The organism is Nitrosomonas sp. GH22, assembly GCF_009833115.1.
Taxonomy (GTDB): domain Bacteria; phylum Pseudomonadota; class Gammaproteobacteria; order Burkholderiales; family Nitrosomonadaceae; genus Nitrosomonas; species Nitrosomonas eutropha.
This window is the reverse complement of sequence record NZ_QRCA01000033.1, coordinates 17,976-43,706: the sequence shown is the minus strand read 5'-3', so window position 1 is coordinate 43,706 and position 25,731 is coordinate 17,976. Positions and strand designations below refer to the sequence as shown.

Annotated in this window: 22 protein-coding genes; 6 read left to right on the top strand and 16 right to left on the bottom strand. The window is 48.1% G+C overall.

The annotated features are described in order from the left end of the window. From ABF86_RS10295 to cas3, 4 genes are all read right to left on the bottom strand, one after another. Window positions 1–272: helix-turn-helix domain-containing protein (locus ABF86_RS10295; RefSeq protein WP_160803584.1), on the bottom strand; the 272-nt coding region annotated here is incomplete at its 3' end. Between the two features lie 134 nt (window positions 273–406). Next, window positions 407–1,126 (bottom strand): type I-C CRISPR-associated protein Cas5c, encoded by a 720-nt coding sequence (cas5c, locus tag ABF86_RS10290; protein WP_074710198.1) that lies wholly within the window; start codon window positions 1,124–1,126, stop codon window positions 407–409. 15 nt (window positions 1,127–1,141) lie between these two features. Beyond that, window positions 1,142–1,486 carry a hypothetical protein gene (locus tag ABF86_RS12590; protein WP_204987595.1) on the bottom strand — a complete coding sequence of 115 codons (345 nt, stop codon included), beginning with the start codon at window positions 1,484–1,486 and terminating at the stop codon, window positions 1,142–1,144. After that, on the bottom strand, window positions 1,456–3,360 hold the full coding sequence (cas3, locus tag ABF86_RS10285) for a CRISPR-associated helicase Cas3' (protein ID WP_204987594.1): 1,905 nt from the start codon (window positions 3,358–3,360) through the stop codon (window positions 1,456–1,458). Before cas3 ends, ABF86_RS12590 begins: the two co-directional genes overlap by 31 nt. Before the next feature lie 203 nt (window positions 3,361–3,563). On the opposite strand from cas3, the gene ABF86_RS10280 reads away from it, so the two are divergent. Beyond that, window positions 3,564–4,811: an EAL domain-containing response regulator gene (locus tag ABF86_RS10280; RefSeq protein ID WP_110332583.1), complete on the top strand. Its 1,248-nt coding sequence runs from the start codon at window positions 3,564–3,566 to the stop codon at window positions 4,809–4,811. Window positions 4,812–4,843: 32 nt separating this feature from the next. On the opposite strand, the gene ABF86_RS10275 is transcribed toward ABF86_RS10280, so the two are convergent. Together ABF86_RS10275 and ABF86_RS10270 are read right to left on the bottom strand one after the other, a co-directional pair. After that, the gene (locus tag ABF86_RS10275; protein WP_011634100.1) at window positions 4,844–5,374 is read right to left on the bottom strand and encodes a dihydrofolate reductase; all 531 of its coding nucleotides are present in this window, start codon (window positions 5,372–5,374) and stop codon (window positions 4,844–4,846) included. Beyond that, window positions 5,371–6,165 (bottom strand): thymidylate synthase, encoded by a 795-nt coding sequence (locus tag ABF86_RS10270; protein ID WP_011634101.1) that lies wholly within the window; start codon window positions 6,163–6,165, stop codon window positions 5,371–5,373. Before ABF86_RS10270 ends, ABF86_RS10275 begins: the two co-directional genes overlap by 4 nt. Before the next feature lie 99 nt (window positions 6,166–6,264). Between ABF86_RS10270 and ABF86_RS10265 the strand changes: the two genes are divergently transcribed. Beyond that, window positions 6,265–7,761, top strand: a complete 1,497-nt coding sequence (locus ABF86_RS10265) for a leucyl aminopeptidase family protein (protein ID WP_011634102.1) — start codon at window positions 6,265–6,267, stop codon at window positions 7,759–7,761. A gap of 31 nt (window positions 7,762–7,792) precedes the next feature. Continuing rightward, a complete protein-coding gene (locus tag ABF86_RS10260) occupies window positions 7,793–8,110 on the top strand; it encodes a DUF4389 domain-containing protein (RefSeq protein WP_011634103.1) in 318 nt (105 codons plus the stop codon). A gap of 38 nt (window positions 8,111–8,148) precedes the next feature. On the opposite strand, the gene ABF86_RS10255 is transcribed toward ABF86_RS10260, so the two are convergent. The 7 genes from ABF86_RS10255 to ABF86_RS10225 all read right to left on the bottom strand — a co-directional run bounded on the left by ABF86_RS10255 (window position 8,149) and on the right by ABF86_RS10225 (window position 15,577). Further along, a complete protein-coding gene (locus ABF86_RS10255; protein WP_011634104.1) occupies window positions 8,149–9,237 on the bottom strand; it encodes a sulfate ABC transporter ATP-binding protein in 1,089 nt (362 codons plus the stop codon). Between the two features lie 11 nt (window positions 9,238–9,248). After that, entirely contained in the window at window positions 9,249–10,118 is an 870-nt protein-coding gene (gene cysW / locus ABF86_RS10250; protein ID WP_074685272.1) for a sulfate ABC transporter permease subunit CysW, read from the bottom strand. A 7-nt stretch (window positions 10,119–10,125) separates the two neighbouring features. Next, window positions 10,126–10,959, bottom strand: a complete 834-nt coding sequence (gene cysT, locus ABF86_RS10245; protein WP_074685274.1) for a sulfate ABC transporter permease subunit CysT — start codon at window positions 10,957–10,959, stop codon at window positions 10,126–10,128. A gap of 335 nt (window positions 10,960–11,294) precedes the next feature. Then, window positions 11,295–12,302 (bottom strand): sulfate ABC transporter substrate-binding protein, encoded by a 1,008-nt coding sequence (locus ABF86_RS10240; RefSeq protein ID WP_074685278.1) that lies wholly within the window; start codon window positions 12,300–12,302, stop codon window positions 11,295–11,297. Window positions 12,303–12,330: 28 nt separating this feature from the next. Then, the gene (locus ABF86_RS10235) at window positions 12,331–13,815 is read right to left on the bottom strand and encodes an alginate export family protein (RefSeq protein WP_074685280.1); all 1,485 of its coding nucleotides are present in this window, start codon (window positions 13,813–13,815) and stop codon (window positions 12,331–12,333) included. Window positions 13,816–15,063: 1,248 nt separating this feature from the next. Then, window positions 15,064–15,222 carry a hypothetical protein gene (locus tag ABF86_RS10230; RefSeq protein ID WP_160803583.1) on the bottom strand — a complete coding sequence of 53 codons (159 nt, stop codon included), beginning with the start codon at window positions 15,220–15,222 and terminating at the stop codon, window positions 15,064–15,066. 4 nt (window positions 15,223–15,226) lie between these two features. Beyond that, window positions 15,227–15,577: a hypothetical protein gene (locus ABF86_RS10225; RefSeq protein WP_049753093.1), complete on the bottom strand. Its 351-nt coding sequence runs from the start codon at window positions 15,575–15,577 to the stop codon at window positions 15,227–15,229. Between the two features lie 443 nt (window positions 15,578–16,020). On the opposite strand from ABF86_RS10225, the gene rpoH reads away from it, so the two are divergent. Beyond that, window positions 16,021–16,863: an RNA polymerase sigma factor RpoH gene (gene rpoH / locus ABF86_RS10220; RefSeq protein WP_074685282.1), complete on the top strand. Its 843-nt coding sequence runs from the start codon at window positions 16,021–16,023 to the stop codon at window positions 16,861–16,863. Window positions 16,864–16,912: 49 nt separating this feature from the next. Here the strand turns inward: rpoH and ABF86_RS10215 are convergent, their stop codons facing one another. Then, a complete protein-coding gene (locus ABF86_RS10215) occupies window positions 16,913–17,626 on the bottom strand; it encodes a type 1 glutamine amidotransferase (RefSeq protein WP_074685284.1) in 714 nt (237 codons plus the stop codon). Between the two features lie 259 nt (window positions 17,627–17,885). On the opposite strand from ABF86_RS10215, the gene ABF86_RS10210 reads away from it, so the two are divergent. Continuing rightward, window positions 17,886–19,280 carry a DUF2868 domain-containing protein gene (locus tag ABF86_RS10210; RefSeq protein ID WP_074685285.1) on the top strand — a complete coding sequence of 465 codons (1,395 nt, stop codon included), beginning with the start codon at window positions 17,886–17,888 and terminating at the stop codon, window positions 19,278–19,280. After that, complete coding sequence (locus tag ABF86_RS10205) at window positions 19,280–20,710, top strand: DUF3482 domain-containing protein (RefSeq protein WP_074685287.1); 1,431 nt, start codon at window positions 19,280–19,282, stop codon at window positions 20,708–20,710. The genes ABF86_RS10210 and ABF86_RS10205 overlap by 1 nt, the downstream gene beginning before the upstream one ends. Here the strand turns inward: ABF86_RS10205 and ABF86_RS10200 are convergent. After that, window positions 20,705–22,654 (bottom strand): integrase, encoded by a 1,950-nt coding sequence (locus ABF86_RS10200; RefSeq protein ID WP_240142305.1) that lies wholly within the window; start codon window positions 22,652–22,654, stop codon window positions 20,705–20,707. The genes ABF86_RS10205 and ABF86_RS10200 overlap by 6 nt on opposite strands. 256 nt (window positions 22,655–22,910) lie before the next feature. Next, on the bottom strand, window positions 22,911–25,712 hold the full coding sequence (gene ppc, locus ABF86_RS10195) for a phosphoenolpyruvate carboxylase (protein WP_074685292.1): 2,802 nt from the start codon (window positions 25,710–25,712) through the stop codon (window positions 22,911–22,913). Window positions 25,713–25,731: the final 19 nt, after the last annotated feature.

The window sequence follows — 25,731 nt, the reverse complement described above, 5'->3', positions numbered from 1 at the left end:
TGCAAGGCATATAGACAATCATCCAGCGGTAGAAGCGTATGTTTGCGAAACGCCACAACAGCGGCTTCTTCTTCCAGACTTAAAACAGTCGAGTGCGACTCTTTGGGGCCCATCGGTGCATCGTGGGTGAATTCCCGCTTCCGCCACTTCGCTACCGTTTTTGGATTAATCCCATGCCGCTTGGCCAGAACATTCAGACTCTCTTGACTATTTTGTATCGCTCGACGCACCGCCGCTGTCGTGCGGGCGCTTCCGTGTAATATCTGTCCCATAAATCATCCCTCCGTAGCTGGTTATATGTTACACCGGCACACCGTGGGACTAAACATGGGTTTGATTTCAAAACCAGGGCGAGGTAAGTCCGGCTTGCGTTCGTAGTATTTACATAGCGCTTGCAAAATCATCCTCACACCTCCACGTTGTTCAAATCCAGCACACCATTTTTCATTTCAGCCCGGAAGAAGCGCGGATCGGGGCTGGCGGAGTTGGAATAATCCAGGTCGTACAGCATCCAGCCCAGATCACGGGTTTCGGTAATTGGCGAGGGCTCGGCAGAAATATCCTCGATCAGCCTGAAGCTGGCAGAAAATTCGCGACAACCCAGATAAGGCTGGTTTACGCATTGTCCTTTGGCAGCGCGACGTTCGAACATGGCGAGAAATTTTGCCGCGGTATTGACTATGCCAGCCGCTTGCCGTTCTTCCGCATCATTGATGGAATGTTTCACCAGATGCGGATAGTGATGCTTGTGCCGTGAGGCATCGCGCATTTCGAAGTGTGCATGAATACGATAAGCAACATCGCGCAGGAATAACCCAGCACGTTGCTGGCGTTCATTCTCAATGTGCAGGCCAAGGTCGCCGCTACCACTGTTCATAGCAGTCTGTACATTGCGCGTTGATATAACCGCCCCGACTTCATTGCGCCGCAGATTGATCCATTTAATCGGATTTAGCACTTCTATTTTGGTGATATGCCACTGAATGGCAGGTTTCCACAGAATGGCTTCAAACACAGCGTGTGCGGCAGAAGGAGTCATCACGTCATAGCTGACACGTTCGACTTTCATTTCCGGCCGAGTGAAGCAGGCGAAATCACCCGATACTTCCAGACAATAGGTTTTCATGTTTTCTATCCTTTTTCAAATCACCAGGCTATCCGGCGTGATGTTGCTGTCGAACACCACGCCGAGCTTATCGTTGTAAAGTGCTGCACTTGTCTGCGCGTAAATGCCGGGCCATATCTGATATACGTCGCCCTTTGCTTCAAGCTGTGCGAATACATGCCTGGGCAGATTGACCGAGTAACGCTGCAGCTTGCGCATCAACCAGCGGTGTGGCCCTTCCTTTTTCAGTTGGCCGAGCAGCGCATCATTGTTGTCATAGCGCACCAGTATGGTTTGGTAAGCACTGTCATCTATCAGGTGGAATCTGGCTGCTGCGGTGCGGAACTGAATTACACCATCGCCGGCATCGCGTGTAAGCAAATCATGGATGCCATATTTGTCGAGTGAAGGAGCACGTAAAGATGTTCGAAGAACCGCTTGGCAAGTCCGCGTTCCAGCACATCATTTTTATTGCCGGATAACAGACTGACCGAGATCTGTGCAGCCTGGCGCAACAAGCCGGGAGGCGCAGGTTTGGGGGGGACGAAAACCACTACTTTCCCCGGTGTGTAAAGTTTACCCTCCCGGTTGCAGCGCCCGGCAGCCTGCGCAATTGAATCCAGCCCGGCCAGTGCGCGATACACTACCGGAAAATCAAAATCCACGCCGGCTTCTACCAGTTGCGTGCTGATCACGTGAACAGACTGGTTATTCTTCAATTTTGCCCTGATGTCAGCGATGACGTGGTTGCGGTGTTCTCCGCACATCAGTGCCGATAAATGTATGGTTCCTTCCGGCATCAATCGGTACAGTTCACGTGCATCGTCGCGGCGATTGACAATGCAAAGTGCGGTTGAGTGTTTTTGCAGTGCATTGGCGATACTTTGCCAGTTGTCAGGCGTTGTCAGATCATCGGGAACTGTGACTTCAACCCGTTTCCGGTACAGGCTGTCCGGGTCATCCATGATCTCGCGCACATTATCCAGTCCGCGAAAAGGCTGTTCACCGAAAGATTGAAAAGAATCCAATGCCGGTTGGGTAGCAGTGGAAAGTACGAATGTCACGCCGTAATGAGCTGCCAGCAGATTCATGATGTCAGCGATTGGCTGCAAGAATTCTGGTGGCAGCAATTGTGCTTCGTCCAGCACGACGACACTATTAACGATGTTGTGCAGCTTGCGGCAGCGGCTGGTGCGGGCAGCAAACAGGGATTCAAAAAACTGGACATTGGTGGTGACGATGATCGGTGCATCCCAGTTTTCCGTTGCCAGCCTGGAGCAGGCATCTTCCTTGTCGGGATCGAGATTGGCGTGATGTTCAACGATGTTGTCACCAAAAACATCGCGAAAAATAGTGGCAGTCTGCTCGATGATGCTGGTGTACGGAATGACATAGATAATGCGCCGCTTCTGGTGCCATATCGCATGCTCTAATGCGAAGGCTGTTCCGGACAGGGTTTTTCCTCCTCCTGTCGGTACCGTCAGGGAAAACATTCCCGGTGCAAGCTGCGCTTTTTTCCGGCATTGGTTCAGGATAGCGGTACGGATGACATTAACCGGTGTATCAGTTTTGGCTTTACTCATCATGTAGTTATCAAATGTTTCCAGCAAGTCGGCCAAATCGCGATAACCTTTGCGGACGGCGGCTTTGCTGCCATCCATGAAAGCCTCGGTATCGAGAAAATCAGCATCGGTTAAACACGAAAACAGCATGCGCAACCAAAGATGCAATCCTTTCGTGCCCCCTTTAGGTTTGGTGGTCGGTAGGGTTTGATCAAAAATATCTGCGGGAACAGCTTGGGGCGGGATACGATCGAGCAGATAGTCATGTTCCGGGTTCAAACGTACGGAAAGCGACTTGCCGCCGGTTTCCGAAGCGGACCAGTCCGGCAGGCCAGCGTGATGACCTGCAATCAGATAAGCCAGAATGCGACCAGATTTACCCAGCTGACGTATTGCGTGAATAGCTCCGGCAGTGGAGTGATCCACACGGCTCGGTGCACCTTCAATATGTGCTTCGGCAGCTTCGTAGCCGCTTGCATTTTTGATGTATCGTTGAAATTCATTGCTGTATTTCCCCAAATCGTGCCAAATTCCCGCCAGCCTGGCCCAGTCGGCGCTACCAAAAGCATTGGCTGCTTCACCTGCACGGCGACCGACTTCACGCAAGTGTTCATCCAGGGCGTGTTCATGCCAGAGATTTTCTTTATCATGACGGACATGAGCTAGAAAAGTCGTATTTTTTCCAGTATTCATATCTTTCAGATTCCTGGAATGGTTTTTAGAGATCAGGTTTTTGGTATTCTGCTGTGCTTGAAGTCGCTCTTAGTTAGCAAACAAAGGAAGAATTACCTGCCTATTATGATGAGAAATTTTATTTAACTCCGTCCGGGATTATTTCGGCGTGCTATGCTTTTGTCAGGTTGCTGAAATTTGTACACAGATAATTGATAAAGGCGATGATGACTGATATATCTACAACCAGAATCCTGATCCTGGATGATGATCCGTTCATACTGAAGTTGTTGGCGCGTATGTTGATCAATCTGGGATTTCCGTCTGTTGATTGTTGCGAAAACGGTGTGGATGCATTGAAGTTGCTGGATGATGCTACTACCCGGCCTGATCTGATTTTGTTGGATCTCAACATGCCCGGTATGGATGGTATTGAATTTGTGCGCTATCTGGTTGAACGAAAATTTACTGGCAGCTTGATTCTTGTCAGTGGTGAGGATGAGCGCATGCTCAAAACGACGGAAAAACTGGTACAGGCACACAAGATTCCCATTCTGGGTTACTTGCAAAAACCGGTACAGCCTGAGGCGCTACGAATGCAATTGATGAAGCTGGCTTCGTCGTTATCCGGACAGAGTGAGAAGGGAGCCGTCCCCAAAACCTATGATGTGGAAGCAATTAAAAATGCGCTTAATTCCGGAGAGCTGGTCAACTATTACCAGCCAAAAGTCCGAGTAGAGACCGGGGAAATAGTTGGAGTTGAAACACTGGTGCGCTGGCATCATCCCGTGGACGGAGTGATTTATCCCAATCAGTTTATTGGTGCTGCGGAAAAATATGGCCTGATTAATCACCTCACTCAAACGGTACTCGAGCAGGCTTTTGCTCAGGCGGGAATATGGCAGAAGCTGGGTTGTGATCTAAAAGTGGCCGTCAATGTGTCAATGGACAACCTGACATCCCTTGATTTTCAAGATACAGTAGTTAGGTTGGCTGCCGAGACTGAGATTCCTCCCAATAGAATAGTGTTGGAGATTACTGAAAGTCAGTTGATGGGAGATGAACGGGTTCCGTTGGAAATTCTAACCCGCTTGCGCCTGAAACGTTTTCATTTGTCTATTGATGATTTTGGTACGGGACATTCTTCACTGACACAGTTGCGGGATATTCCGTTTGATGAACTCAAGATTGATCAAGGGTTTGTGCATCACGCTTCCAAGGATGTAACGCTGCGTGCAATTTATGATGCCAGTCTGGCATTGGCGAAGCAGTTAAATATGGAAGTAGTCGCCGAGGGGGTGGAGAGTCGTGAAGACTGGGAATTACTGCGCCAGACCGGCTGTGATCTGGCGCAAGGCAACTTTATTGCGCAGCCTATGCCAGCTGAAGAACTGGGTGGCTGGGTGAAAAAGTGGCGTGCTCGAATAGAAGCTGAATCACTCGTTTCCGGGGGTGAGGAGCAAGCGCAGTAGAGTTCTTCAGCAGGTAGGCCAGGTTATGTTGTTCAGCCACCAGAATCTGGCAGCTTGTGATCCAGCATCACAAAGTGGTATTCCAGGCCACTACCTCCTGTTTCATGGTGGATTTCGCGAGAAATTTCCTGCCAGTCATCGTGATCGTACTCCGGGAAAAAAGTATCGCCTTCAAAATCCTCCTGAATCTCGGTCAGGTACAGGCGCTGACACAGTGGTAGTGTTTGTCGGTATAGCTCAGCACCTCCAATGACAAAAATCTGCCTGTCATCATTGGCAAAGTGATCCAGCACTTCCTGAATCGAGTGTGCCGTGATAATTCCTGGTACATCAAGAACATGCTGACGAGAGAGCACAACATTGGTGCGGTCAGGCAGAGGTTTGCCAATGGAATCAAATGTACGACGCCCCATCACAACGATATGACCGGTGGTTAGCTGTTTAAAATGCTTCAGATCTGCTGGTAAGTGCCAAGGTAATGAATTATTCAATCCGATCACTCGGTTGGCTGATATGGCAGCTAGAATGGCAAGCCGGGAGGTGGCAGGTTGCAGTATAGTCATACGGCAACAGGCGCCTTGATGGGCGGATGTGGATCATAATTATGTAAGGTGAAATCCTCGTACCTGAAATCAAGAATATTTCTGATTGCCGGATTCAGCTCCATTATGGGAAGGGATTTTGGTTCACGAGTCAGTTGCAGGCGAGCTTGTTCAAGGTGATTCAGATACAGGTGTGCATCTCCAAATGTATGGATGAATTCACCAGGCTTGAGATTGCAGCACTGCGCGATCATTAGTGTCAGCAACGAATAGGAAGCAATGTTGAATGGAACACCCAGGAAAATATCCGCGCTGCGCTGATAAAGTTGGCAGGAGAGCTTGCCATCCACCACATAAAACTGAAACAGGACATGGCAGGGAGCGAGTGCCATTTTGTCGAGATCTCCCACGTTCCAAGCAGAAATAATCATCCGGCGTGAATCCGGTGTTGCTTTGATTTGCTGGATTACTTGCGCAATCTGATCGATGGATTTGTCACCGGAAACAGTCCAGGAACGCCACTGGTGGCCATAAACCGGTCCCAGCTCCCCGCTTTTATCTGCCCATTCATTCCAGATGGAAATACCATTTTTCTTCAGATAGTCAATATTGGTATCGCCGCGCAGAAACCACAGCAATTCGTGGATGATCGATTTGACATGGCATTGCTTGGTTGTTACCAACGGGAACCCCTGTTGCAGATCAAAACGCATCTGATAACCGAAGATGGAAAGTGTCCCGGTACCGGTGCGATCAGTTTTTTTATGACCGTATTGCAACACATGTCGCATTAGATCAAGGTATGGATGCATGAATAATCCTGAAAGTATGAATCAAGCAGATATAATAGAGCGCTATATCAATTGAATAGTACAGGTGGCTTTTTTAAAGCCAGTTTACTTAAAAAAATAATGCTCGCAACTCTTACTCAAAACGACGATACTTTTGACGAATCGACTCAGGCTTCTCACTTACTGATCATCTTTCCCAAGACAGAGAAAATACCCGGGAAATACCCATTGCCTGCTGAGCAGGTGCTCAATGATTTACTGCAGCGGCAAGGCGCATCGCCAGGCCGGTTGGCGGAAACACCGTTATCTGTCAACCTGCAGAGTGGTGCGCTTTATGCCTGGACGATGGTGGATACCGGCAAATCGGTATTTGAACAACAAACCGGAATTCGCAAGGCAATGCAACTGCTGCTGAATGAGAACCCGGTTGAAATTCATCTGGCTGTTTATGGAGATGAGACACAAAGACGACATCTGGCCGAACTCGCAGTTTATATCGCCTGGATTAACGGGGCAATACTACCGATACGTAAACAGCGTAAGGCGGATGACAAGCCACTGGAGAGAATTTATTTGCATGGCGCGGCTGATTCCACTGGATTTGCCATACAGTGCGCACAGGCAGAGGGAAATTTTCTTGCCAGAGGATTGACTATCCTGCCTCCCAACGAGCTGACTCCCAAGACTTACCGTGAACAAATAAAAAAGCTGGCTGCCAGTGAAAACTGGCAATACCAGGAATATGAATTATCCCGGTTGCGCGAGATGGGGGCAGGTGCATTTACAGCCGTCGCGCAGGGCAGCTTGACGGATGATGCGGCAATTGTTTATTTACGTAGAACGGCAAAAAACAGTGAAACTAACAGAACAATCGCCCTGGTGGGAAAGGGTATCTGCTTTGATACAGGCGGACATAATCTTAAATCGGCGCGCTATATGTATGGCATGCATGAGGATATGAATGGTTCAGCGGTAGCGCTTGGGGCACTTCTGGCTGCAACCCGGGCCGATCTGCCAATCAACATAGATTGCTGGCTTGCTATTGCCCAGAACCACGTGAGCCCCGATGCGTTCAAGCAAAATGATGTGATTACTGCTCTGAATGGTATGACGGTAGAAGTCGTTCATACGGATGCGGAAGGGCGACTGGTACTGGCGGATACGCTGACACTTGCTGCCAGAGAAAAACCTGATCTGATTATCGACTATGCTACGTTGACAGGCAGCCTGATTACCGCACTGGGCACTCGCTACAGCGGTGTTTTTACCAACCGTGATTATCTGGCGCAAAATGCGGTGGCAGTGGGCAGAACAAGTGGCGAACGGGTATGCGTGTTTCCGGTGGACAATGATTATGAAGCTGATCTCGAAAGCAAAATTGCCGACATCAAGCAGTGCTCCATAGAAAGTGAGGCAGACCATATTCTTGCCGCCTGTTTCCTGCGACATTTTGTGAATGATATTCCCTGGTTGCATATGGATCTTTCTGCTTCCCGTCATCAGGATGGATTGGGCGCGGTCAGTACGGATGTTACCGGGTTCGGCGTTACCTGGTCGATTCATTTTTTGCAGGAAATGCTCAAAATTTTGCAGAAAAGAACAGGGAGAACTCGCTGATTATCAACCTTATTTCACTGGTATTTTCTCCATGAATGATGAAGTAAAACAACGTTTGCAAAATACTGAAACCTGGACCCGGGTACTTTTTATGCTGTTGTTTTTTTTCGTCCAGGGAGGAGTAAAATTTCTGATTATGCTGCTAGCGGTATTCCAGACAGTCTCAACCCTGTTGGCCGGACAAACCAATACTCAGCTGCTTAAGCTGGGCCGTCAACTGGCAATGTATGACTATCAGATCAGTTTGTTTCTGACCTTCAATAGCGAGCGGCGTCCATTTCCATTTTCTGCCTGGCCTGCTGATACAAGCGGTTATAACTCGAGCGATAATCAGGGCAATCAAGGCTGATTTTCAATAAAGAGCATTTAAAGAATACCGTTACCCTATTAATAAATCAGCTGTTCCTGATCATGGTTTGGGAACAAGGCGAGACGACGGGGCTTGATAAAAACCTGATCTCCTTTTACCAGCTGTAATTCACGAAAATGTTCCTTGCTGATTGCGGCGTGAATGGTGTGCTGGGTCGGATTATCTCCATACATCAGTTCCAGTCGTACTACCGGGCCAATTGAGAGAATGTGAACAACATGTACTGCCAGTGCGGATTCACCGTTTATGGCCCGGCTCACCTCAATATCATGGGGGCGAACATAAGCAATGGCGTTGAGATCTTCTGCTGCAGCATGTTCGGGCACATCGATTTTCAAGCCGCTGATCCATGCCTGACCATGGTGTACACGGCCATGGAAAAGATTGACGTGGCCCAGGAATTCATACACGAATGGATTGGCTGGTTTTTCATAAACTTCATCAGGGGTGCCGATTTGTTCGATACGCCCCCGGTTCATGATGACGATCCGGTCTGCCACTTCCAGTGCTTCTTCCTGATCATGTGTAACGAAGACACTGGTAATGTGCATGTCGTTGTGCAGTTTGCGCAGCCAGGCACGCAATTCTTTACGCACCTTGGCATCCAGCGCGCCGAAAGGCTCGTCCAGTAATAAAACGCTGGGTTCGACCGCCAGTGCCCGTGCCAGTGCGATGCGCTGGCGCTGGCCTCCGGAAAGTTGGTGTGGATAACGGTCTGCCAGCCAGTCGAGTTGCACCAGTTGCAGTAGCTCGGTCACGCGACGATTGATTTCTCGGGTGTTGGGACGCTCTTTTCGGGGGCGCACACGCAGGCCAAATGCCACATTCTCGAAAATGGTCATATTACGAAACAGCGCATAGTGCTGAAAAACAAAACCAACATGGCGGTCACGGACATGTTTGGTAGTTGAATCTTCCTGGTTGAATAACACCTGCCCGGAATCAGCAGTTTCCAGGCCAGCAATAATGCGCAGCAACGTGGTTTTACCAGAACCGGAAGGGCCAAGCAGGGCGAGCAGTTCGCCTGGATTAACTTGTAAATTAATATTATGCAGGGCAACAAAAGAGCCAAATTGCCTGGAAAGATTGCGTATCTCGATACTCATGTGTAATTTCCTTATCTGGATGTTTTCTGCGCAACTCTGGATTCAACAAATGTTTTTAGTGCCAGCGTAATCAGTGCCAGTAACGCCAGCAGGGAGGCCACTGCAAAAGCAGCAGCAGAGTTGTATTCGTTGTAAAGAATTTCGACGTGCAGGGAAAGTGTATTGGTCAGGCCGCGAATATGTCCAGAAACAACCGATACCGCCCCGAACTCGCCCATTGCCCTTGCATTGCAAAGGATGGTGCCATACAGCAATCCCCACTTGATGTTGGGAAGAGTGATATACCAGAGCGTCTGCCAGCCATTCGCCCCGAGAATGATGGCCGCTTCTTCCTCCTCTGTTCCTTGGGCTTGCATCAGTGGAATCAGCTCGCGTGCGATAAATGGCACAGTCACAAAGATGGTGGCCAGAACAATGCCGGGCACTGCAAAAATGATAGAAATATCGTGCTCTCTCAACCACGGTCCCATCCAGCCCTGCAGACCGAATATTAGTACGTAAATTAATCCGGCAACGACGGGAGAGACGGAGAAGGGCAGATCAATCAGGGAGATCAAAATACTTTTGCCGCGAAACTCGAATTTGGCAATTGCCCAGGCAGCCGCAATGCCGAAAGCCAGATTAAGTGGTATGGCAATGGCTGCAGCGGTCAGTGTGAGCTGGATGGCAGCGAGAGCATCTGGTTCGGTGATAGCAGCGATGTAAACATCCCATCCTTTTTTCAGCGCTTCAAAAAAGACTGCTACCAGCGGTAGTAAAAGAAAAAGGGATAGGAAGGAGAGCGCCAGCAGGGTGAGTATCCAGCGTGCCCATGGTGATTCCTGTGTAACCAGTATCTTGTGCGGTGCCGAAGAGGCTTGAAGTAATGGGATGGTAGTCATGATTCCTTTATACTTTTATGCCGCGATGGTGAACCCACCATTGCAACAGGTTGATGATCAGCAAAAGAATGAATGAAATCACCAACATCACGACAGCAATAGCAGTTGCACCGGTGTAATCATATTGTTCCAGTTTGGTGATAATCAGTAACGGCGTGATTTCCGAAATCATCGGGATATTGCCGGCGATAAAAATCACTGATCCATATTCCCCGATAGCGCGGGCAAACGCCAATGCAAAGCCAGTGGTCAGTGCGGGCAGAATTGTGGGGAAAATAATGCGCCGGAAAATTTGCCAGCGAGTTGCACCTAACATGGCTGCAGCTTCTTCCAGTTCTTTTTCGATATCTTCCAGTACGGGCTGAACGGTACGCACAACGAACGGCAATCCGATGAATGTCAGGGCAACAAATACGCCGATGGGTGTGAATGCAACCTTGATTCCCAGTGGTTCCAGGTACTGTCCGATCCAGCCGTTCCCCGCGTAAATTGCGGTGAGTGTGATGCCGGCAACGGAGGTGGGCAGTGCGAAAGGCAGATCGATCAGGGCATCGACCAGACGCTTGCCCGGAAACGGGTAACGTACCAGCACCCAGGCTACCAGCAATCCGAAAAATGCATTGACCACTGCGGCTGCAAATGAGGCTCCAAATGTCAGTCGATAGGATGCGATAACTCGGGGTGCGGTCACGGTACTCCAGAATTCCGGCCAGGTCAGTTTCGCGCTGTGGATGAATGCTGCCGACAGGGGAATTAGCACGACCAGACTCAGGTAGAGCAGGGTGAATCCAAATGCCAGATTGAACCCGGGTAACACACTGTATTGTTTGAAAGTGCTCAAAATTCAAGCTCCTGTTATTCGATTGTGAAAATCTTTTCTAGATGGCGGCCGAGATCATATTGCGAGTTATGCTGCCTGTCCTAAAAACCGCCCGGCGGATAATACATATCCGCCTGCTTTGCTGCTGTTAGTTGCTCTTGTATTTCAATTTTTCTGACAGGCAGGAGGGATCCTGGTATCACGAGTGCTCCCGTCTTCTGAATAGCCATCCATCTGATAGTGCGGTAGCTCGTTACTACTCAATAGGCGTGGGTGCACACTCAGAAAAATTTGACATTTCCGGGTCTTCTTGAATTTGAATTTATGAGCAGTCAATATGCTGGATACAGAATCAATCATTGATTTACATATATTTTGTCGAACAGGCCGCCATCCTTGAAGTGGATGCTCTGCGCTTTCGGCCAGCCACCAAATACTTCATTTATCGTAAACAGATCGATTGCCGGGAACTGGTGAGCGTATTGCCTGGCTATTTCCGGATCACTCGGCCGATAGAAGTTGCGTGCAGCAATTTCCTGTCCCTCTTTGCTGTATAGATAATCGAGATAGGCCTGCGCGATATTACGTACGCCATGTCTGTCAGCATTTTTGTCAACGACGGTGACAGGGGGTTCGGCAAGAATACTGATCGAAGGTATGATTATTTCGAATTTCTCCGGGCCATATTCCTTGAGTGCCAGAAAAGCTTCATTTTCCCAGGAAATCAGAACGTCCCCTATACCGCGCTGGATGAAGTTGATGGTTGATCCACGCGCCCCTGAATCGAGTATCGAGACATTCTTATAAAGTCTGGTGAGGAACTCTTGTGCTTTTGCTTCATCACCATCATGTTTTTTTAGTGCAAAACCCCACGCTGCCAGATAATTCCAGCGTGCGCCACCCGATGTTTTCGGGTTGGGGGTTACGACGGCAACATCCGGTTTGATCAGATCATCCCAGTCCTTGATTCCTTTGGGATTATCTTTGCGTACCAGCAGGACGATTGTTGAGAGATAGGGTGAGCTGTTGTTGGATAAGCGTTTCTGCCACTCGGCCAGGATCAGTCCGGATTGTTCGCTGATTGCATCGATGTCGTGAGCAAGGGCAAGTGTCACTATATCTGCAGGCACACCGTCGATGACCGCACGTGCCTGCTTGCCGGAGCCGCCATGAGACTGTCTGACAGTAATTTTCTCTCCGGTTTTTTCCTGCCAGTAGCGGGTGAATTTACGATTATATTCCTCATACAGCTCGCGTGTCGGATCATAGGAAACATTGAGAATGGCCCGATCAGCAAGTGCCTGATTAGAATTTACCATAACCAATATTAATAGACCGACTGACAACCATGTGTTGAATTGCATTTGATTTCCTTTTGTAAATAAGTCGATGTTATTTGAATGCGCTGACAGCGATTTCTACATAAAAAAAGTCCGTACCGGCAGTTGTTTCTCCTAGTTCCGCCAGTTGCCGATTTTTTACAAATCCACCGTTGAACCAATGCGAATAGCCCAGTGTGGTACTGATATGGGGCGTCAGCCTGTAACGGGCGCGAATATCGGCTGAATGTCCGAGAAAGCTTCCGCTGTTACCACTGCGATCACGGTTATTTCCATTGCTACTGAGAAGGTTATTGAAACGATCGGCTTTACTGGCGAGCCAGAAGCCGTTATAGCCACCATCGATTTGTAAATCCGGGTGTGGCTGGAACTCTACTTTGATTTTTGGTGCCTGGATATTTTCCATAATGACATAGTCATCAGCTGACCAGGGACGTCCGAAACCGAAAAATCTTTCAAAACGGTTATTTGTATGGTCATTGGGATCACGATCACCGCTTATATAACCGTAAAAGGCACTCATGCGAGGCTTCCAGGCAGTCTGCTGAAAGGTATAGCCAAATTCAAGTAAATAGGCGTGCGCTGATTTTTTCTGTCCGCCGTCGCGCCCAAACTGATAAACAGCGCCGAGATCGAAATCCACTTCAGTGTTAGGTACAATGCCGTAGGCCCGGATGGCGGGAGAGTGGATTTCACGTTTGGCTCGTGTTCCACCATCGTCATCCTGTATCAGTCCCATGTAATAGGGTTGGATGGTGACTATTTTTGACCACTGGCGAAAATGTCCGATTACGCCATAAAACCACTGACCTTTGTCGCGCCGGTCAAATTTGTCTATCAGTCTTATGACCGGCTGCACGCCCCATGCGTCAAATTCCCAGTTATTCGATTCCTGGCCTAATGTCATGCGGAAACCCTCAAAATTATTGGTAGTGTTACGCCATTGATTGCTGGCCAGTAAGCGCCGATCCAGTGCTTCCCATACCATGCGGCCACCTCGAATTCTGACAGGGCGATGATTACCCAGGTCATCCCGCCCCAGCGCATCCTTAAAATAGAGTTCACCATAGGTTTGGATCAGTTCGAATTCATTCCAGTCGCGATTATCTTTAGGGAATTTACTGTTATAGCGGCGAGCATCTTCAAATTCGACGACGAAGCGCAGGGGATCCAGAATTTCCCTGATACCTAGATAGGCTCGTGTTCTGAGTAGAACAGGGTTATCTGTGGTAATGCGTGAGCGCCGGATATCATTGTGGCGATGTTCATAACGTATGCGGTAATCCAGCCCGACATCCAGCCAGTAAAGATTTTTGAGGGCATCAATCCCGGTTTGAGACAGATTACGAACATAACGAGGTGGATCGGATTCCGGGTGCGTACTGTAGCTGCGAGCGCGCTGGTATAAATTTGGCCATGACGTTGTCTGTATCGTTTGGCTGCTTCCAGTTGTTGTGAAATCTTCTTTTGCGTAAGCCATATTTGTCTGTGACAAAAATATAATCAGGTAAAGCCATATCCATGTTGGGCGTTTCATTCATACCCCGTGTCGGGAAGAAGTTATCCAGTTCTTCTGGCCGGATGGTTGCAATATTTTCAATAATGACAATTATTCTTGTTGTGGTTGTCAGTTGATGATTCTCGGTGTTTCCGCATGAGTGGGGAGAAGATACCAACGATCGCTTATTATTAAAAATAATAAATAATGATTTCTTTATTGTTATTTTGAATATAAAGAAAATGACTCAGCTGTGAGGAGAGTTTGATAAGTAGCTGAGAAACGCGGTTGAGTGAAGATCAACCCGGGTAATCAAGGGCTTTTTGTTGCTGCTCGTGCTGCTTTGTAGGCCGCAGATTTTTTTCGAATAAATTGTTGGTAATTCACCCGTCAGTTTATTCAAGGGTGATCAGATGTTATTAGAAGGCGTGGATTGATACTTCGATATAAAACAGATTAGGGGAGTTAGTAACTTTTCCTGGTGTCACCAATTGTTGTTTCTTTACAAACTCGCTAAACCCTTGATCTGAGCAAAATGGGATAATCATTGGTGATTTGTGAGCGTCGGATATCGTTGTTGTGAAATTAATAATATGTGCGGTTCTCTAGCCCGGCATCCAGCCAGTAAAGATTCTTGAAAGCATCAATTCCGGCTTGAGAAAGGTTGCGGACATATGCGGGATGATCACGTTGTAGAGTGACTCACATAATAACTACGTGAACGGCGATAAAAGGTAGACGATTCACGATTTGAATGGTGTTGATGTCCGTTTGTTCGATTTGGCGATCTTTGGCGGGTAACAAACTACTATCTGCGTGAATTATGGCCTGGTAGAAGAAAAAATGGCTTGGATAAGCCATATCCAGCTGAAATATTTCATTTGTTTTTATCTGAAGCAGAAAATCTCTTCCCAGAAGGGAGAATACAAGTTGTCGACAGGTGGTCCGGGGAGCTGTTCAACAGCTACTCGATTGGGTTCGTGGTTCGGATGTGAACCGGAAATTGGCTGATAAGTTAATAGCGTGCGTTTTTCGGTTTCTTACCCTTAGGCCAGTCCTGGAGTTTTTTTACAAAATCCGGCCGAGGTTGTCGAGTAAAGTATAGTGCTACATCAAAGGCCTCTTGATCGGTTAATGTATTGCCTTGCCCAAGAGGCTATTGGCTTTGGTAAACGCAGCCGCTGTATTTAGTCTGGCCATGCCGGCAGCGATATTAAAGGATTTGTCTCCCCATAGCGCAGGAAAAATTACTTCACCGTTTGGCCCATATTGCCCTTGCCCGTCCGGCTAATGACAAATAGCACATTTATCGGCATAAACTTTTTTCCCTCTTTCCATATCTGGAGGTTGAGGCGCGGTAATTCTGATAAAACCGCGACCCTCTACATCCACGCCAGTTGGGACATCTTTTGATAGCCAGTGCATATAGGCGAGAATGGCGAGCATTTCATTACTCGTAGGGTAATGTTTTTCCGTTCAAAGAACGCTCGAAACAGTCGTTAATCCGATCTTGCAAAGAATTGATCCTGGCGTTTCTGGCACGGTACCTAGGGAATGCTCCCCAAATTCCGACCCAGGGTGCGGCATTGGGTTGGCGGCCGCCATTGAGATGGCAGCTTGTACAGTTCAATGCACTCCCTGAATTATTTTTTAGAAGCAGAGATGTCTGAAACAGGAGCTTCTGACCCAGACGAATGGCATCTCCCTGCGGGCTGGCAGGAATGGTGGATTCATCAGGAGGATTAAAAGCTGCCTTTTCTACAGCGGGTGGCTGAGCGATGGCGCTCCTGCGCCCAGCCATAGTAGAAGTAATAAATGATACATTTTCATTGGGTCTCCTTTGGCAACTATTACAATTTCCAGTGGGTATCTAAAAATGCGGACTGATCAAGATGTATGGTGTTGTGATGAAAATTGAAAAAATAGCATACTCCTACGGAACCGGATTTCAACCATCTTGACCACTATAATTTATTCAGCTTTTCCTCTGCTGCTTGCCAATCGGATCGCCAGGTGTCATCTTTTATCTTTTGGATAGTTGCTGTGGTTTGTGATCAAATATTTCGGGATATTTCGCAGAGAGAACAGCCTCAAATAAAAGCATATTTGTTCTTTGTTTGATGACAGGATCTTTTGTTGTTTTACCTTAATATTGAATTAGCACTCGAGGGGTGAGAGTGCTAAAATATGCTTGTTGATTTTATATTCCGTAATATTCATTCGGAAATCAGGAGGAAAATATATATGAGTGAGATTTTAACTTTACCGGTAATAAGTGGAGGGAATCTGGAGAGCTATATTCGTGCAGCTAACAGTTTTCCTGTTTTATCACGGGAAGAGGAAATATCGCTGACTAAAAAAATGCAGGAAAATGGGGATATCAATGCAGCGCATCAACTGGTACTTTCTCACTTGCGTACAGTTGTGATGATTGCACGTGGTTATCTGGGCTATGGGTTGCCGCATGCTGATTTGATACAAGAAGGTAATATCGGCTTGATGAAGGCTGTCAGACGTTTTGATCCGGAACGCGGTGTTCGCCTGATATCCTTTGCAATTCACTGGATCAAGGCGGAAATCCATGAATTCATTATGCGCAACTGGAGGTTGGTCAAGATTGCCACCACCAAACCGCAGAGAAAGCTTTTTTTCAATCTGCGCAGCATGAAAGAAGGGCTGGATACGATGAATCAGGCAGAGGTTGCGACCATGGCAGAGCAACTGGGCGTTAAGGCAGAAGAGGTTGTCGAGATGGAAACACGCTTTAGTGGTCGGGATATTTCGCTTGAGCCGCTAACGGACAGTGATGAAGAGGATTTCAGCCCGATTGCTTATCTGACAGACGGATCAGACCCGTCCAGAGAGCTGGAAAAAGAACAGCTGGAGCGGTTGACGCATGCGAAACTGAAAGATTCTCTAGATAGCCTGGATGAGCGCAGTCGTCGTATTATTGAGGCCCGCTGGCTGCGGGAAGATAAGGCCGCAACCCTGCATGAACTGGCTAAAGAATTGGGTGTTTCTGCCGAACGGGTGCGCCAGATTGAAGCTAAGGCCATGAAGAAAATGCGAGCTGAAATAGCTATTTAACAACTGCTTTATGTAATCTCCTGATAGATGGCCGTATTGCTTGCGGCCATCAATTTTTTAATGCAGTTATCCATTTTTTGTACAGACGATCTGCAACTGATTGCAATACAGTAATGCGCTCCTCCAGGTTCGTCTGAATTTCCTCACTACTACTGACAGCGGGATTTCCATGGTTACGCAACAGCTCATCAGTATTCGCTTCGCTCCATGCTTTGACCATCGCCGCTGTCATTTCGATGTGACACTGCATACCCAGATGGATGCCCAGTGCAAAAGCCTGATTAGGACAATAAGGGCTGGATAGCAGTCGTACGGCATTTGCTGGTATGCTGAAGGTTTCACCGTGCCAGTGAAAGGCGTCAAATTCTGAGAGATCGCTGCCAAACCAATCCTGTGCGATAGGTGTGCTTTCTTCAATATGCACTTGTCCCCAGCCAATTTCCTTAACTGGATTACTTGTTACGATACCCCCGAGGGCGGTTGATAACAGTTGCCCACCCAGGCAATGGCCCAGCACTGGGATATCAATGGCTACTGCCTGCCTGATGAGTGATAATACGAGATTGATCCAGGGAAGATCATCATGCACGCTCATTGGTCCGCCCATTAATACCAAACCACTGTATCCCCTTGGATTGTTCAGAGGAAGCATTCCTTTATCCAGGCGGATGAGCTGCCAGGGAATATGATGCTGATCAAGAAATGTGGCAAAATAGCCGGGCCCTTCAAGTGGGAAAAACCTGAGAATTGCGACGGGTTTCATTAATAATATCCTTCCTGGAATAAATGAACGGATTTCACTGTTCCCTTTCGGGTATTCTGTTTTGTTCAGTAGCGTGTGAATTGTACGGTTTTCCGGGTTTTTGCGGGTGGAAGCTTGTATTAGATCTGCCTGTGATAGCCGCTTCCTGTTGCCATATATTGGTAGTTTGTACTGCCTGATGACAGGATTTTCAGGTCGCCGCCCGGGTATTCTGGGGTAATCTGATTTTTATTTATTCTGCTTTGATATATCAATAGTGATGGCTTTTAAAAACCATGATTTTAATGATCTGGTTCGATTGGAGCAGCTGCGGCATATTGAAACCGGTCAGGCGAAGACGCTTTCCTATGCGGGTGTTGCCAATATGGAATCGTATCCTGTTGCTGGTTTCAGTTACGCAGCTTTTCTGGAAAGACTTCTGAATCGTGCCCATCATCTGATTCACGATAATCACCTGGACGATATTCTCCAACAGCCAGAGAAGCTGTTTGTGCGCGCGGGCAGAGTCATTCTGGTTCTGGCAACAATTCTTGGCGGACTGGCAGCGATTAATGCAACCGGTGATTCTTCGACGCTGAATATTTATTGGCTGCTGGTTGTGTTACTCGGATTCAATTTTTTCTCGATGCTGCTGTGGAGTGCGGGGATTACGCTGGGTATTCAAGGGTTAAGTTCGGGTATTGCTGCACAATTGGCGCGCTGGTTGCCCTTCCTCCAGCTCAAGAAAAAGGAGAAGGATTCCATTGGCACGCTTGCTGCGCACGCCTGGTGGGAAACCTGTCTGTTCGGCAAGGTGGGTAAGTGGCGAATCAGCCTGCTGACTCACCAGTTTTGGATGATTTATCTGCTTGCAGGGATGGGAACACTAATCCTGTTGATGCTGGCAAAACAGTACGATTTTGTTTGGGGGACAACGTTGTTACCAGAAAACAGTCTGCCTGAACTTACCCGGCTTCTGGCTGCCCCCATGGAATTGATCGGTCTGGCCTCTCCTGACAGTCAGCAGATCGCAGCCAGCCGGATTGGGGCAGGCATGCAAGATGCTTCGATCAGAAACGCCTGGGCAAAATTTCTGGTGGGAGCGCTGATTGTTTATGGAGTGTTGCCTCGGATAATACTGGCTTTGTTCGCATTTTTAATGTTGAAATTATCGGAGTATCGTTACAAGCTGGATTTATACCTGCCCTACTATGTCACGTTGCGGCAGAGCCTGATTGCAAATGAATTTATGGCGAGTGTGATCGATCGCGATCCGGGAGTCGCACAAGAGCAGCCGGTGCAAGTTGCCCGCAAGGGGCACAATCGGCATTTGCCGGAGGAAGCATTGGTGATCGGCATTGAGCTGGATAATCACATCATCTGGCCGAAAGGAATGGTTTGCCAGGAAAATGTGGCAGATCAGGAAACGCTTATGCGGGCGGTAGAGATGATCAAGAAATCCAGATATTCCTTGCTCATTGGTGTGGCTGCGCATCGGCTGCCTGATCGCGGGGTGCAACGGATCATAAAAAAACTGACTGCATTGGCATCTGGCCAGATCTGGCTGGTTTTACTGCAAAATAATGCTGCTATTCCAATTACGGAGTCACGTAAACAAGCCTGGTTCCGGTTGGCACAAGCCAGTGCAATTCCAGCCGAACATGTTCTTTCCTGATGACGATCCATTTTGATATGAAAGCAAGCGGGGGGGCTGCAGAACAAGACGCACCACTTCTGGAGATTGCTGTTGTTGGCCATACTAATACAGGAAAAACCTCACTGATTCGTACCTTGTTGCGCAGTACCAGCTTTGGTAAGGTTGAAGATGCTGCCGGCTCGACTCGGCATGTTGAACGGGCGACTATTTTTGCAGGCAGCGAAGCAGTGCTGAATCTGCACGACACACCCGGAATTGAGGATGTGTACGCACTGCAGGACGAGCTGCAAATAATCGCTTCCAGGAATAAACGTTTAACCCCGAATGAGCAGCTGGAGAAGTTTGTATTAGCCACCTCCCTCAATGATCCACTGGAGCAGGAAGCCAAGGTTATTCGGCAGATATTGCGCAGCGATGTCCTGCTGTATGTAATTGATGTGCGTGAGCCAGTACTCGAAAAATATCTCATCGAAATTGAGATACTTGGTAAAGCAATAAAACCCATCATTCCGATATTCAACTTTACTGCCGCGCATCGGGCCGAGCTTGATCTGTGGAGAAAGAAGCTGGCGGCATTCAACATCTATGCCTCACTTGAGCTGGATACTGTTGCATTTGCTTTTGAGGCGGAAAAGCGTTTGTATCAGAAAATACAAAGCCTGTTGGAAATACACTACACCCGTCTGCAACGCCTGATTGACCACCGTGCACGAATATGGAACCAGCTTTGTATATCCGCCGCCAGACGGATTGCCGGATTGATCATTACCGCAGCCTGTTATCGGGAGCCAACCGATGATGATCGGAATTCAGTGGATACATCCTCGGCGGCGATAAGATTGCAGGATTTTGTGCGTCAGGCAGAGCAAAATTGCCTGACCGACTTGTTGAAGATGTTTAATTTCACAGACAAGGATGTCGCTCTGCAAAAGATACCGGTACAAAACGGATATTGGCAGCTTGATCTGTTTGCCCCCGGCATACTAAAGGCTTATGGGCTGGATATTGGCAGTGCCGCGCTAAAAGGTGCGGCTGCCGGAGCTGGAATCGATTTGATGACCGGGGGATTGAGTCTTGGTACTGCCAGTATATTGGGCGCAATTGCAGGCACTGGCTGGTCTACATTCAGACGCTATGGTAAGGAGATTCAGGCAAAGTTTCAGGGGACTCGATGGTTGTGTGTAGATGACAACACGTTACAGTTACTGTATCTGCGTCAGCATCAGCTGCTGGACAAGCTGATGAACCGGGGCCATGCTGCTCGCCATATTGATCAGGTGGATCAACAACCGGAGCGTGGTGATCCACCTGATGGATGGCATGGAATTATTAATATACTCAGACAAAACCCTGCCTGGAGCGGATTATTAAGCCTTCACAATCATGATGATCAGTATCGTTTGATTGAAAAAAATCTGGTTGATGCGCTATTAAACTCAAAGTTATAAATCCTGTTTTTGTTCAAGAGGATAAAATAAGTTTATTGCTTCGATCGGCTGCTTGGCTCCCGGTGGAGCATAAGCGCCGTATTCTGACAGTTCTGTCGGCGAGATATAACCAACAACAGGTTCGAGGTCGGCCAGCCGCATTCCCTGTCTGATCAGATAGAGAATATAGGTCTGCCGCAGTGTTTCAGCAGAAATCCGGCTGGTTATCAGCAGATCGGCATCAATTTGCAGACAGGTCAGCAACGCTTCCAAATCTTCCCGGCCCAACCGATTCCCGGTGGGATCAGTCAGGCAATAGCCATGTTTACTGTAGAGTGTAGCCAGGGCAGGGTGTAGAGGGATTGTTCTGGTGGATATATTTCTAATTGTGAGCAAGTTGTTTTCAAGATCAACGTCATCATTTTGCAGGTTTGCGATTTCATCAGGTGTCAGGCCGCTTAGCAGAAAGATAAGCAGCTGTTTTTCCTTGGCTTTTGCCGCGTGAAATAGTTCGTCAATTTGCCGGGGCGTGTATTCATCTATTTTGATGTGCTCTAGTGCCTGTATAGGTTCTCGAAGCAGATTGGCGGGCGTTGATGGCGGTATGCCAAGAGCGCTGCGAGGTAAATTACTCTGATTGTGAAGATGAATATCGGACAGGTGAATGGCCAGTTTTTCCTGTTCTTTGTGCATCAGAAATTCAAAAATCCAGATAGCAGCCAAGCCCATTAGCAAGGATAGCAGTGTCGCAATCATGGCATTCCATAAATAATCCGGCCTGATTGGGTGATGGGGTAAAAAAGCTCGTTCGATAATATCAACATAGGGATATCTCCCGGTGTGTTGCGCTTCAATCTGAGCCAGTCTTGATTGTGTGTCCCGATAGAGCTGCTCTAGCTCTTCCAGATCAGATTTCAATGCATCATGTTCGGTGAAGCGAGCAGTAAACTCGGCTGCTTTTTGTCTGTGCTGGTCCAGTTGCTCTTGTATTGAACGAGTAGCTTGTAGAGCAGCAGCATAGTTCTGTTCGGCTTCACTGATGACTACAGATTGCCCTTTATGGCGGATATGCTGAATTTCATCATCTAATGCCCGCAATTTGTCCGGGATAACCTTGAGGGAAGGGGTTAAGGCCATATACTCGCGGGTATATTGCCGGTCAAGCTCTTCCAGTTGTTCCCGTAATTCCTGGGCGCGTTTTTCGAGTGCACTCAGCGTGCGGGTATCTTCAGTGGGTACGACAACCTGTCCTAGTTCAATCGACTTTCTGATAGCGTCGAGTCGTGCTTTTGCCTTGACTTCTTCTTCACTGGCTTTGTTCAACGAGTCGGTCAGGCCCTTGAGACGCGCCAGTGCTTCATTATCCTGCCGTTCGGTTGTAATAATTTTGTTATGTTTTCTAAACTGCTCAAGCTCAAGTCTTTTTTGTTCGATTTTTGCAGTTAGCGCAGCCAGTTCTTCCTGCATCATTTGTATTGTTGAGCCTTTGGATCGAGCAACTTCTTCTGCCCGTGCATCCAGATAGACATCAATCCAGGTATTGATCAGGCGTGGGAGCAGCGCAGGATCGCTTCCTTCGGCAACCATTTCGACTAGATTAGTATCGGTTATTGGCCGAACATCCAGCATGTCGCGAATGGTTGCAGGTGTCAGATCAATGCCTGCTTCAGTGTCACTTCCTTCGCGCAGACGGCTTGCTGTTTCAGTTAATAGCTCTGGGCCAAGGAGAACCTGCTTTTGAATGGTGACATGCTGAATATCTGCTTCCCTGCTTGCTTGATCAATCGCTGTTTTGGCGACTGTCAGCAAGGTGGCGTAACTCTGGTAAATCGCCGGTTGTAAAAAAACGGCACCGAGAGAAAGTAACAGGCAAGATAGAAAAACTACGGTAAAGATTAGCAGCCTGGTGGGCTTGAGTCGAGCAAGGCGATTTATGAAAGAGCGAGCCCTTTCTGCGATAGACATGGTGTTTTCCAGTTGAGGGCTCTCTGTTTTCATAATTTTTTCAGCATCAAAAGTTAGATTCGGAGATAAACCGAAATCAGAGATAAACCTTTAATCGTAGTCTTCAATTTTTTCCGTTAAATATACATGAGGTGCTGAGTATACGATCTGAAAACGACTACTTACCAGCATCTTTCCCCAGATCGTAGTTGTTATTACTGTAAGGCACAGTACTTTAATTCACAATAGCTGATTGAAATAAGGTATTTCGAAAATACTAACCGCTGTTTCTTAACCCGGTGGCCACGCCATTGATGGTCAGATGAATTGCGCGCCGGATCGCATCATCATCATCCCCTGAGCGATAGCGGCGAAGGAGTTCGACCTGAAGATGATTCATCGGATCGATATAGGGCGTGCGGATCCGGATGCTGCGCGCCAGTGTGGGATTGTCCTGTAGAAGTTCGGTATGCCCGGTGATGGCAAACAGCCATTTCACACAAAGTTCCAATTCTGTCCGGATGGCAGTGAAAACATACTGGCGTAATTCAGAATCAGTAACCAGTTCTGCGTAGCGTGAGGCAATGCCCAGATCACTCTTGGCCAACACCATATCCATATTGGAAAGCAAGGTTTGAAAGAATGGCCAGGTTCGGTACATTTTTTGCATCTGTATCAATACGTCCTGCGTATTTCCGGCCTGTTGCACAAAATTCTCGACAGCGGTACCGAATCCATACCAGCCAGGAATCATAGTGCGGTTCAGGCTCCAGCTGAAAACCCAGGGGATGGTACGCAGATCCTCTATTTTATTGGAAGGTTTACGTGAAGTCGGGCGACTGCCGATATGCAAGCCGGCAATTTCACGGATGGGTGTGGATTCCTGGAAAAATTGTGTGAAATTAGGTGTTTTATAGACCAGGTTGCGATAGGCTGCATATGCGCTGGCAGACAGTTCTTCCATAATCTGATAGCACTGTGGTGTGTGGCAGTGGATAGCATCACGATCAAGCAAGGTGGATTCAATGGTGGCAGCCACTAGCGTTTCAAGATTACGCCGCCCGATTTCAGGATCTGTATATTTGCTGGCAATGACTTCTCCCTGCTCGGTCAATCTGATCTGGCCGTTGACGCTGCCAGGAGGCTGTGCAAGTATTCCTTGATAGCTGGGACCGCCGCCGCGTCCCACCGTGCCACCGCGCCCATGAAATAGGCGCAGCCGTACTCCGTGACGGTTAAATACCTTGGTGAGTTCGATTTCGGCTTTATGTATTTCCCAGTTGGAGGTAACAAATCCGCCATCCTTGTTGCTGTCTGAATAACCCAGCATAACTTCTTGCAAGTTACTCCTGGATCGCAACATTTTACGATACTCGGGCAGTGAAAACAGTTCTTCCATGACATTGGCGCAACCGCGCAGATCATCGATTGTTTCAAACAACGGGATGATGTTTACAGTCGATCGTGCGGCTTCACCAAATTGTAGTAGCCCGGCTTCTTTCAGCAACAATGCTGCTTCTAGTATGTGGATGACCCCGGTTGCCATGGAAATAATATAGTTAGGCAGCGCGACATGGCCAAAGCGACGCTGGATTTCGGCGGCCATTCTCAAGATTCGCAACTCACCCTGTGTGATATCGGAATAATCAGACAAGGATGAGACCAGTGGATGTGAACGCTTGAGTTCGGCTAGAAGCCATTCAACACGTTCCGCTCGAGTCAAATCAGGATAGTTCTGGTTGTCCTGAGCGTTTTTTTCATATAATTCAGACACAACCTGTTCGTGGATTTTGCTGTGCTGACGCATATCCAGTGATGCGAGGTGAAATCCAAATACATCTACCGCACGGCGCAGGTCTCGTATGGCACCTTGAGCCAGCTTGTTTGATTGGTGTTGTTTCAGGGAACGAATAACGATATCAAGATCATGTACGAACTCGGCGCTGTCAGCATACGGTTCTGCCGTATTTTCCTGATATTGTCGGCCAACGTGAGGGCTTAAGTACCTGCTGGTTGCAATCAAACGCGTGTGCATGCCGAGAAAGACGCGCCGGTACGGTTCATCAATCCTGCTGGCTGGCAAGCCGGGCGCAGTCGAAGCCAGCCCCTCCAGCTCGCTGGTTACTTTGATCAGGCGTTCAGTCAGACTCATGGCCTGGCCGATTTTTTCTACTTCCTCAATATAATAATCAAGTATCAATGCGGAATGCCGTTCGGCGGCATGTAACATAATTTGGTGGGTGACAAAGGGATTTCCATCTCGATCTCCCCCAATCCAGCTGCCAATCCGTAAAAATGAGGCAATACATGGCGCCGCCTTGTCCATGTGACGCTCCAGAATATCTTCAATCTTGGCGTAGATATAAGGAATCTGCTTGAGAAAGGTGTAGTGGTAATAGATCAGGCCGTTTTCAATTTCGTCTTGTACTGTCAGCCTGACTGAGCGCAGCACCCGGGTTTGCCACAGTGTTTGGATAGCGGAACGTAAATCTTCTTCATTGTGGCGCAGTTCATTGGGAGTGAGTTGGGTGCGATCCCGTTCCTTGAGCAGACGTTGTATCTTTAGTTGATAATCCAGAATGCTGCGCCGCTGTACTTCAGTAGGGTGAGCTGTTAATACTGGGGAGATGAGTGCCTCGGCAAAGAAATTCTCCAGTTGTTGCGTATTAATTCCTTTTGCCACCACACGTTCCAGAGCTAACGTAACGCTGCCATCCTGGGGCGGTGAGCCTGCACGCAAATGAGCGCGGCGACGGCGGTTATGATGTAGATCTTCGGCGATGTTCGAAAGTAGCGAAAAATAGCTGAATGCCCGGACAACAGCTGTAGTTTCCTTGTGGCTGAGATGATTGAGTATGGTGTCCAGCTCTTTTCCTGCCTCTTCATCCTGTTCGCGGCGAAAGCGCACAGCAGTCTGACGAATGGTTTCTACCAGATCAAACATTGGCTCGCCTTCCAGCTCTCGTATTGTGTCGCCCAGCATGCGCCCCAGCAAGCGAATGTCTTCCCGTAGTGGATGGTCTTTTTCGAGGGATGCGTCTTTTTCGGGAACAATATTCGCTAGGGTATTCAAACTCATTGTTGTGTGTCTCCTGTAA

Excerpts from the sequence above, each read along its gene's own strand:
- cas5c (WP_074710198.1), bottom strand. The coding sequence starts at position 1,126 with ATGAAAACCTATTGTCTGGAAGTATCGGGTGATTTCGCCTGCTTCACT.
- cas3 (WP_204987594.1), bottom strand. The coding sequence starts at position 3,360 with ATGAATACTGGAAAAAATACGACTTTTCTAGCTCATGTCCGTCATGAT.
- ABF86_RS10280 (WP_110332583.1), top strand. The coding sequence starts at position 3,564 with ATGATGACTGATATATCTACAACCAGAATCCTGATCCTGGATGATGAT.
- ABF86_RS10275 (WP_011634100.1), bottom strand. The coding sequence starts at position 5,374 with ATGACTATACTGCAACCTGCCACCTCCCGGCTTGCCATTCTAGCTGCC.
- ABF86_RS10270 (WP_011634101.1), bottom strand. The coding sequence starts at position 6,165 with ATGCATCCATACCTTGATCTAATGCGACATGTGTTGCAATACGGTCAT.
- ABF86_RS10265 (WP_011634102.1), top strand. The coding sequence starts at position 6,265 with ATGCTCGCAACTCTTACTCAAAACGACGATACTTTTGACGAATCGACT.
- ABF86_RS10260 (WP_011634103.1), top strand. The coding sequence starts at position 7,793 with ATGAATGATGAAGTAAAACAACGTTTGCAAAATACTGAAACCTGGACC.
- ABF86_RS10255 (WP_011634104.1), bottom strand. The coding sequence starts at position 9,237 with ATGAGTATCGAGATACGCAATCTTTCCAGGCAATTTGGCTCTTTTGTT.
- cysW (WP_074685272.1), bottom strand. The coding sequence starts at position 10,118 with ATGACTACCATCCCATTACTTCAAGCCTCTTCGGCACCGCACAAGATA.
- ABF86_RS10240 (WP_074685278.1), bottom strand. The coding sequence starts at position 12,302 with ATGCAATTCAACACATGGTTGTCAGTCGGTCTATTAATATTGGTTATG.
- ABF86_RS10235 (WP_074685280.1), bottom strand. The coding sequence starts at position 13,815 with ATGAAACGCCCAACATGGATATGGCTTTACCTGATTATATTTTTGTCA.
- ABF86_RS10230 (WP_160803583.1), bottom strand. The coding sequence starts at position 15,222 with ATGCTCGCCATTCTCGCCTATATGCACTGGCTATCAAAAGATGTCCCA.
- ABF86_RS10225 (WP_049753093.1), bottom strand. The coding sequence starts at position 15,577 with ATGGCTGGGCGCAGGAGCGCCATCGCTCAGCCACCCGCTGTAGAAAAG.
- rpoH (WP_074685282.1), top strand. The coding sequence starts at position 16,021 with ATGAGTGAGATTTTAACTTTACCGGTAATAAGTGGAGGGAATCTGGAG.
- ABF86_RS10215 (WP_074685284.1), bottom strand. The coding sequence starts at position 17,626 with ATGAAACCCGTCGCAATTCTCAGGTTTTTCCCACTTGAAGGGCCCGGC.
- ABF86_RS10210 (WP_074685285.1), top strand. The coding sequence starts at position 17,886 with ATGGCTTTTAAAAACCATGATTTTAATGATCTGGTTCGATTGGAGCAG.
- ABF86_RS10205 (WP_074685287.1), top strand. The coding sequence starts at position 19,280 with ATGACGATCCATTTTGATATGAAAGCAAGCGGGGGGGCTGCAGAACAA.
- ABF86_RS10200 (WP_240142305.1), bottom strand. The coding sequence starts at position 22,654 with ATGTCTATCGCAGAAAGGGCTCGCTCTTTCATAAATCGCCTTGCTCGA.
- ppc (WP_074685292.1), bottom strand. The coding sequence starts at position 25,712 with ATGAGTTTGAATACCCTAGCGAATATTGTTCCCGAAAAAGACGCATCC.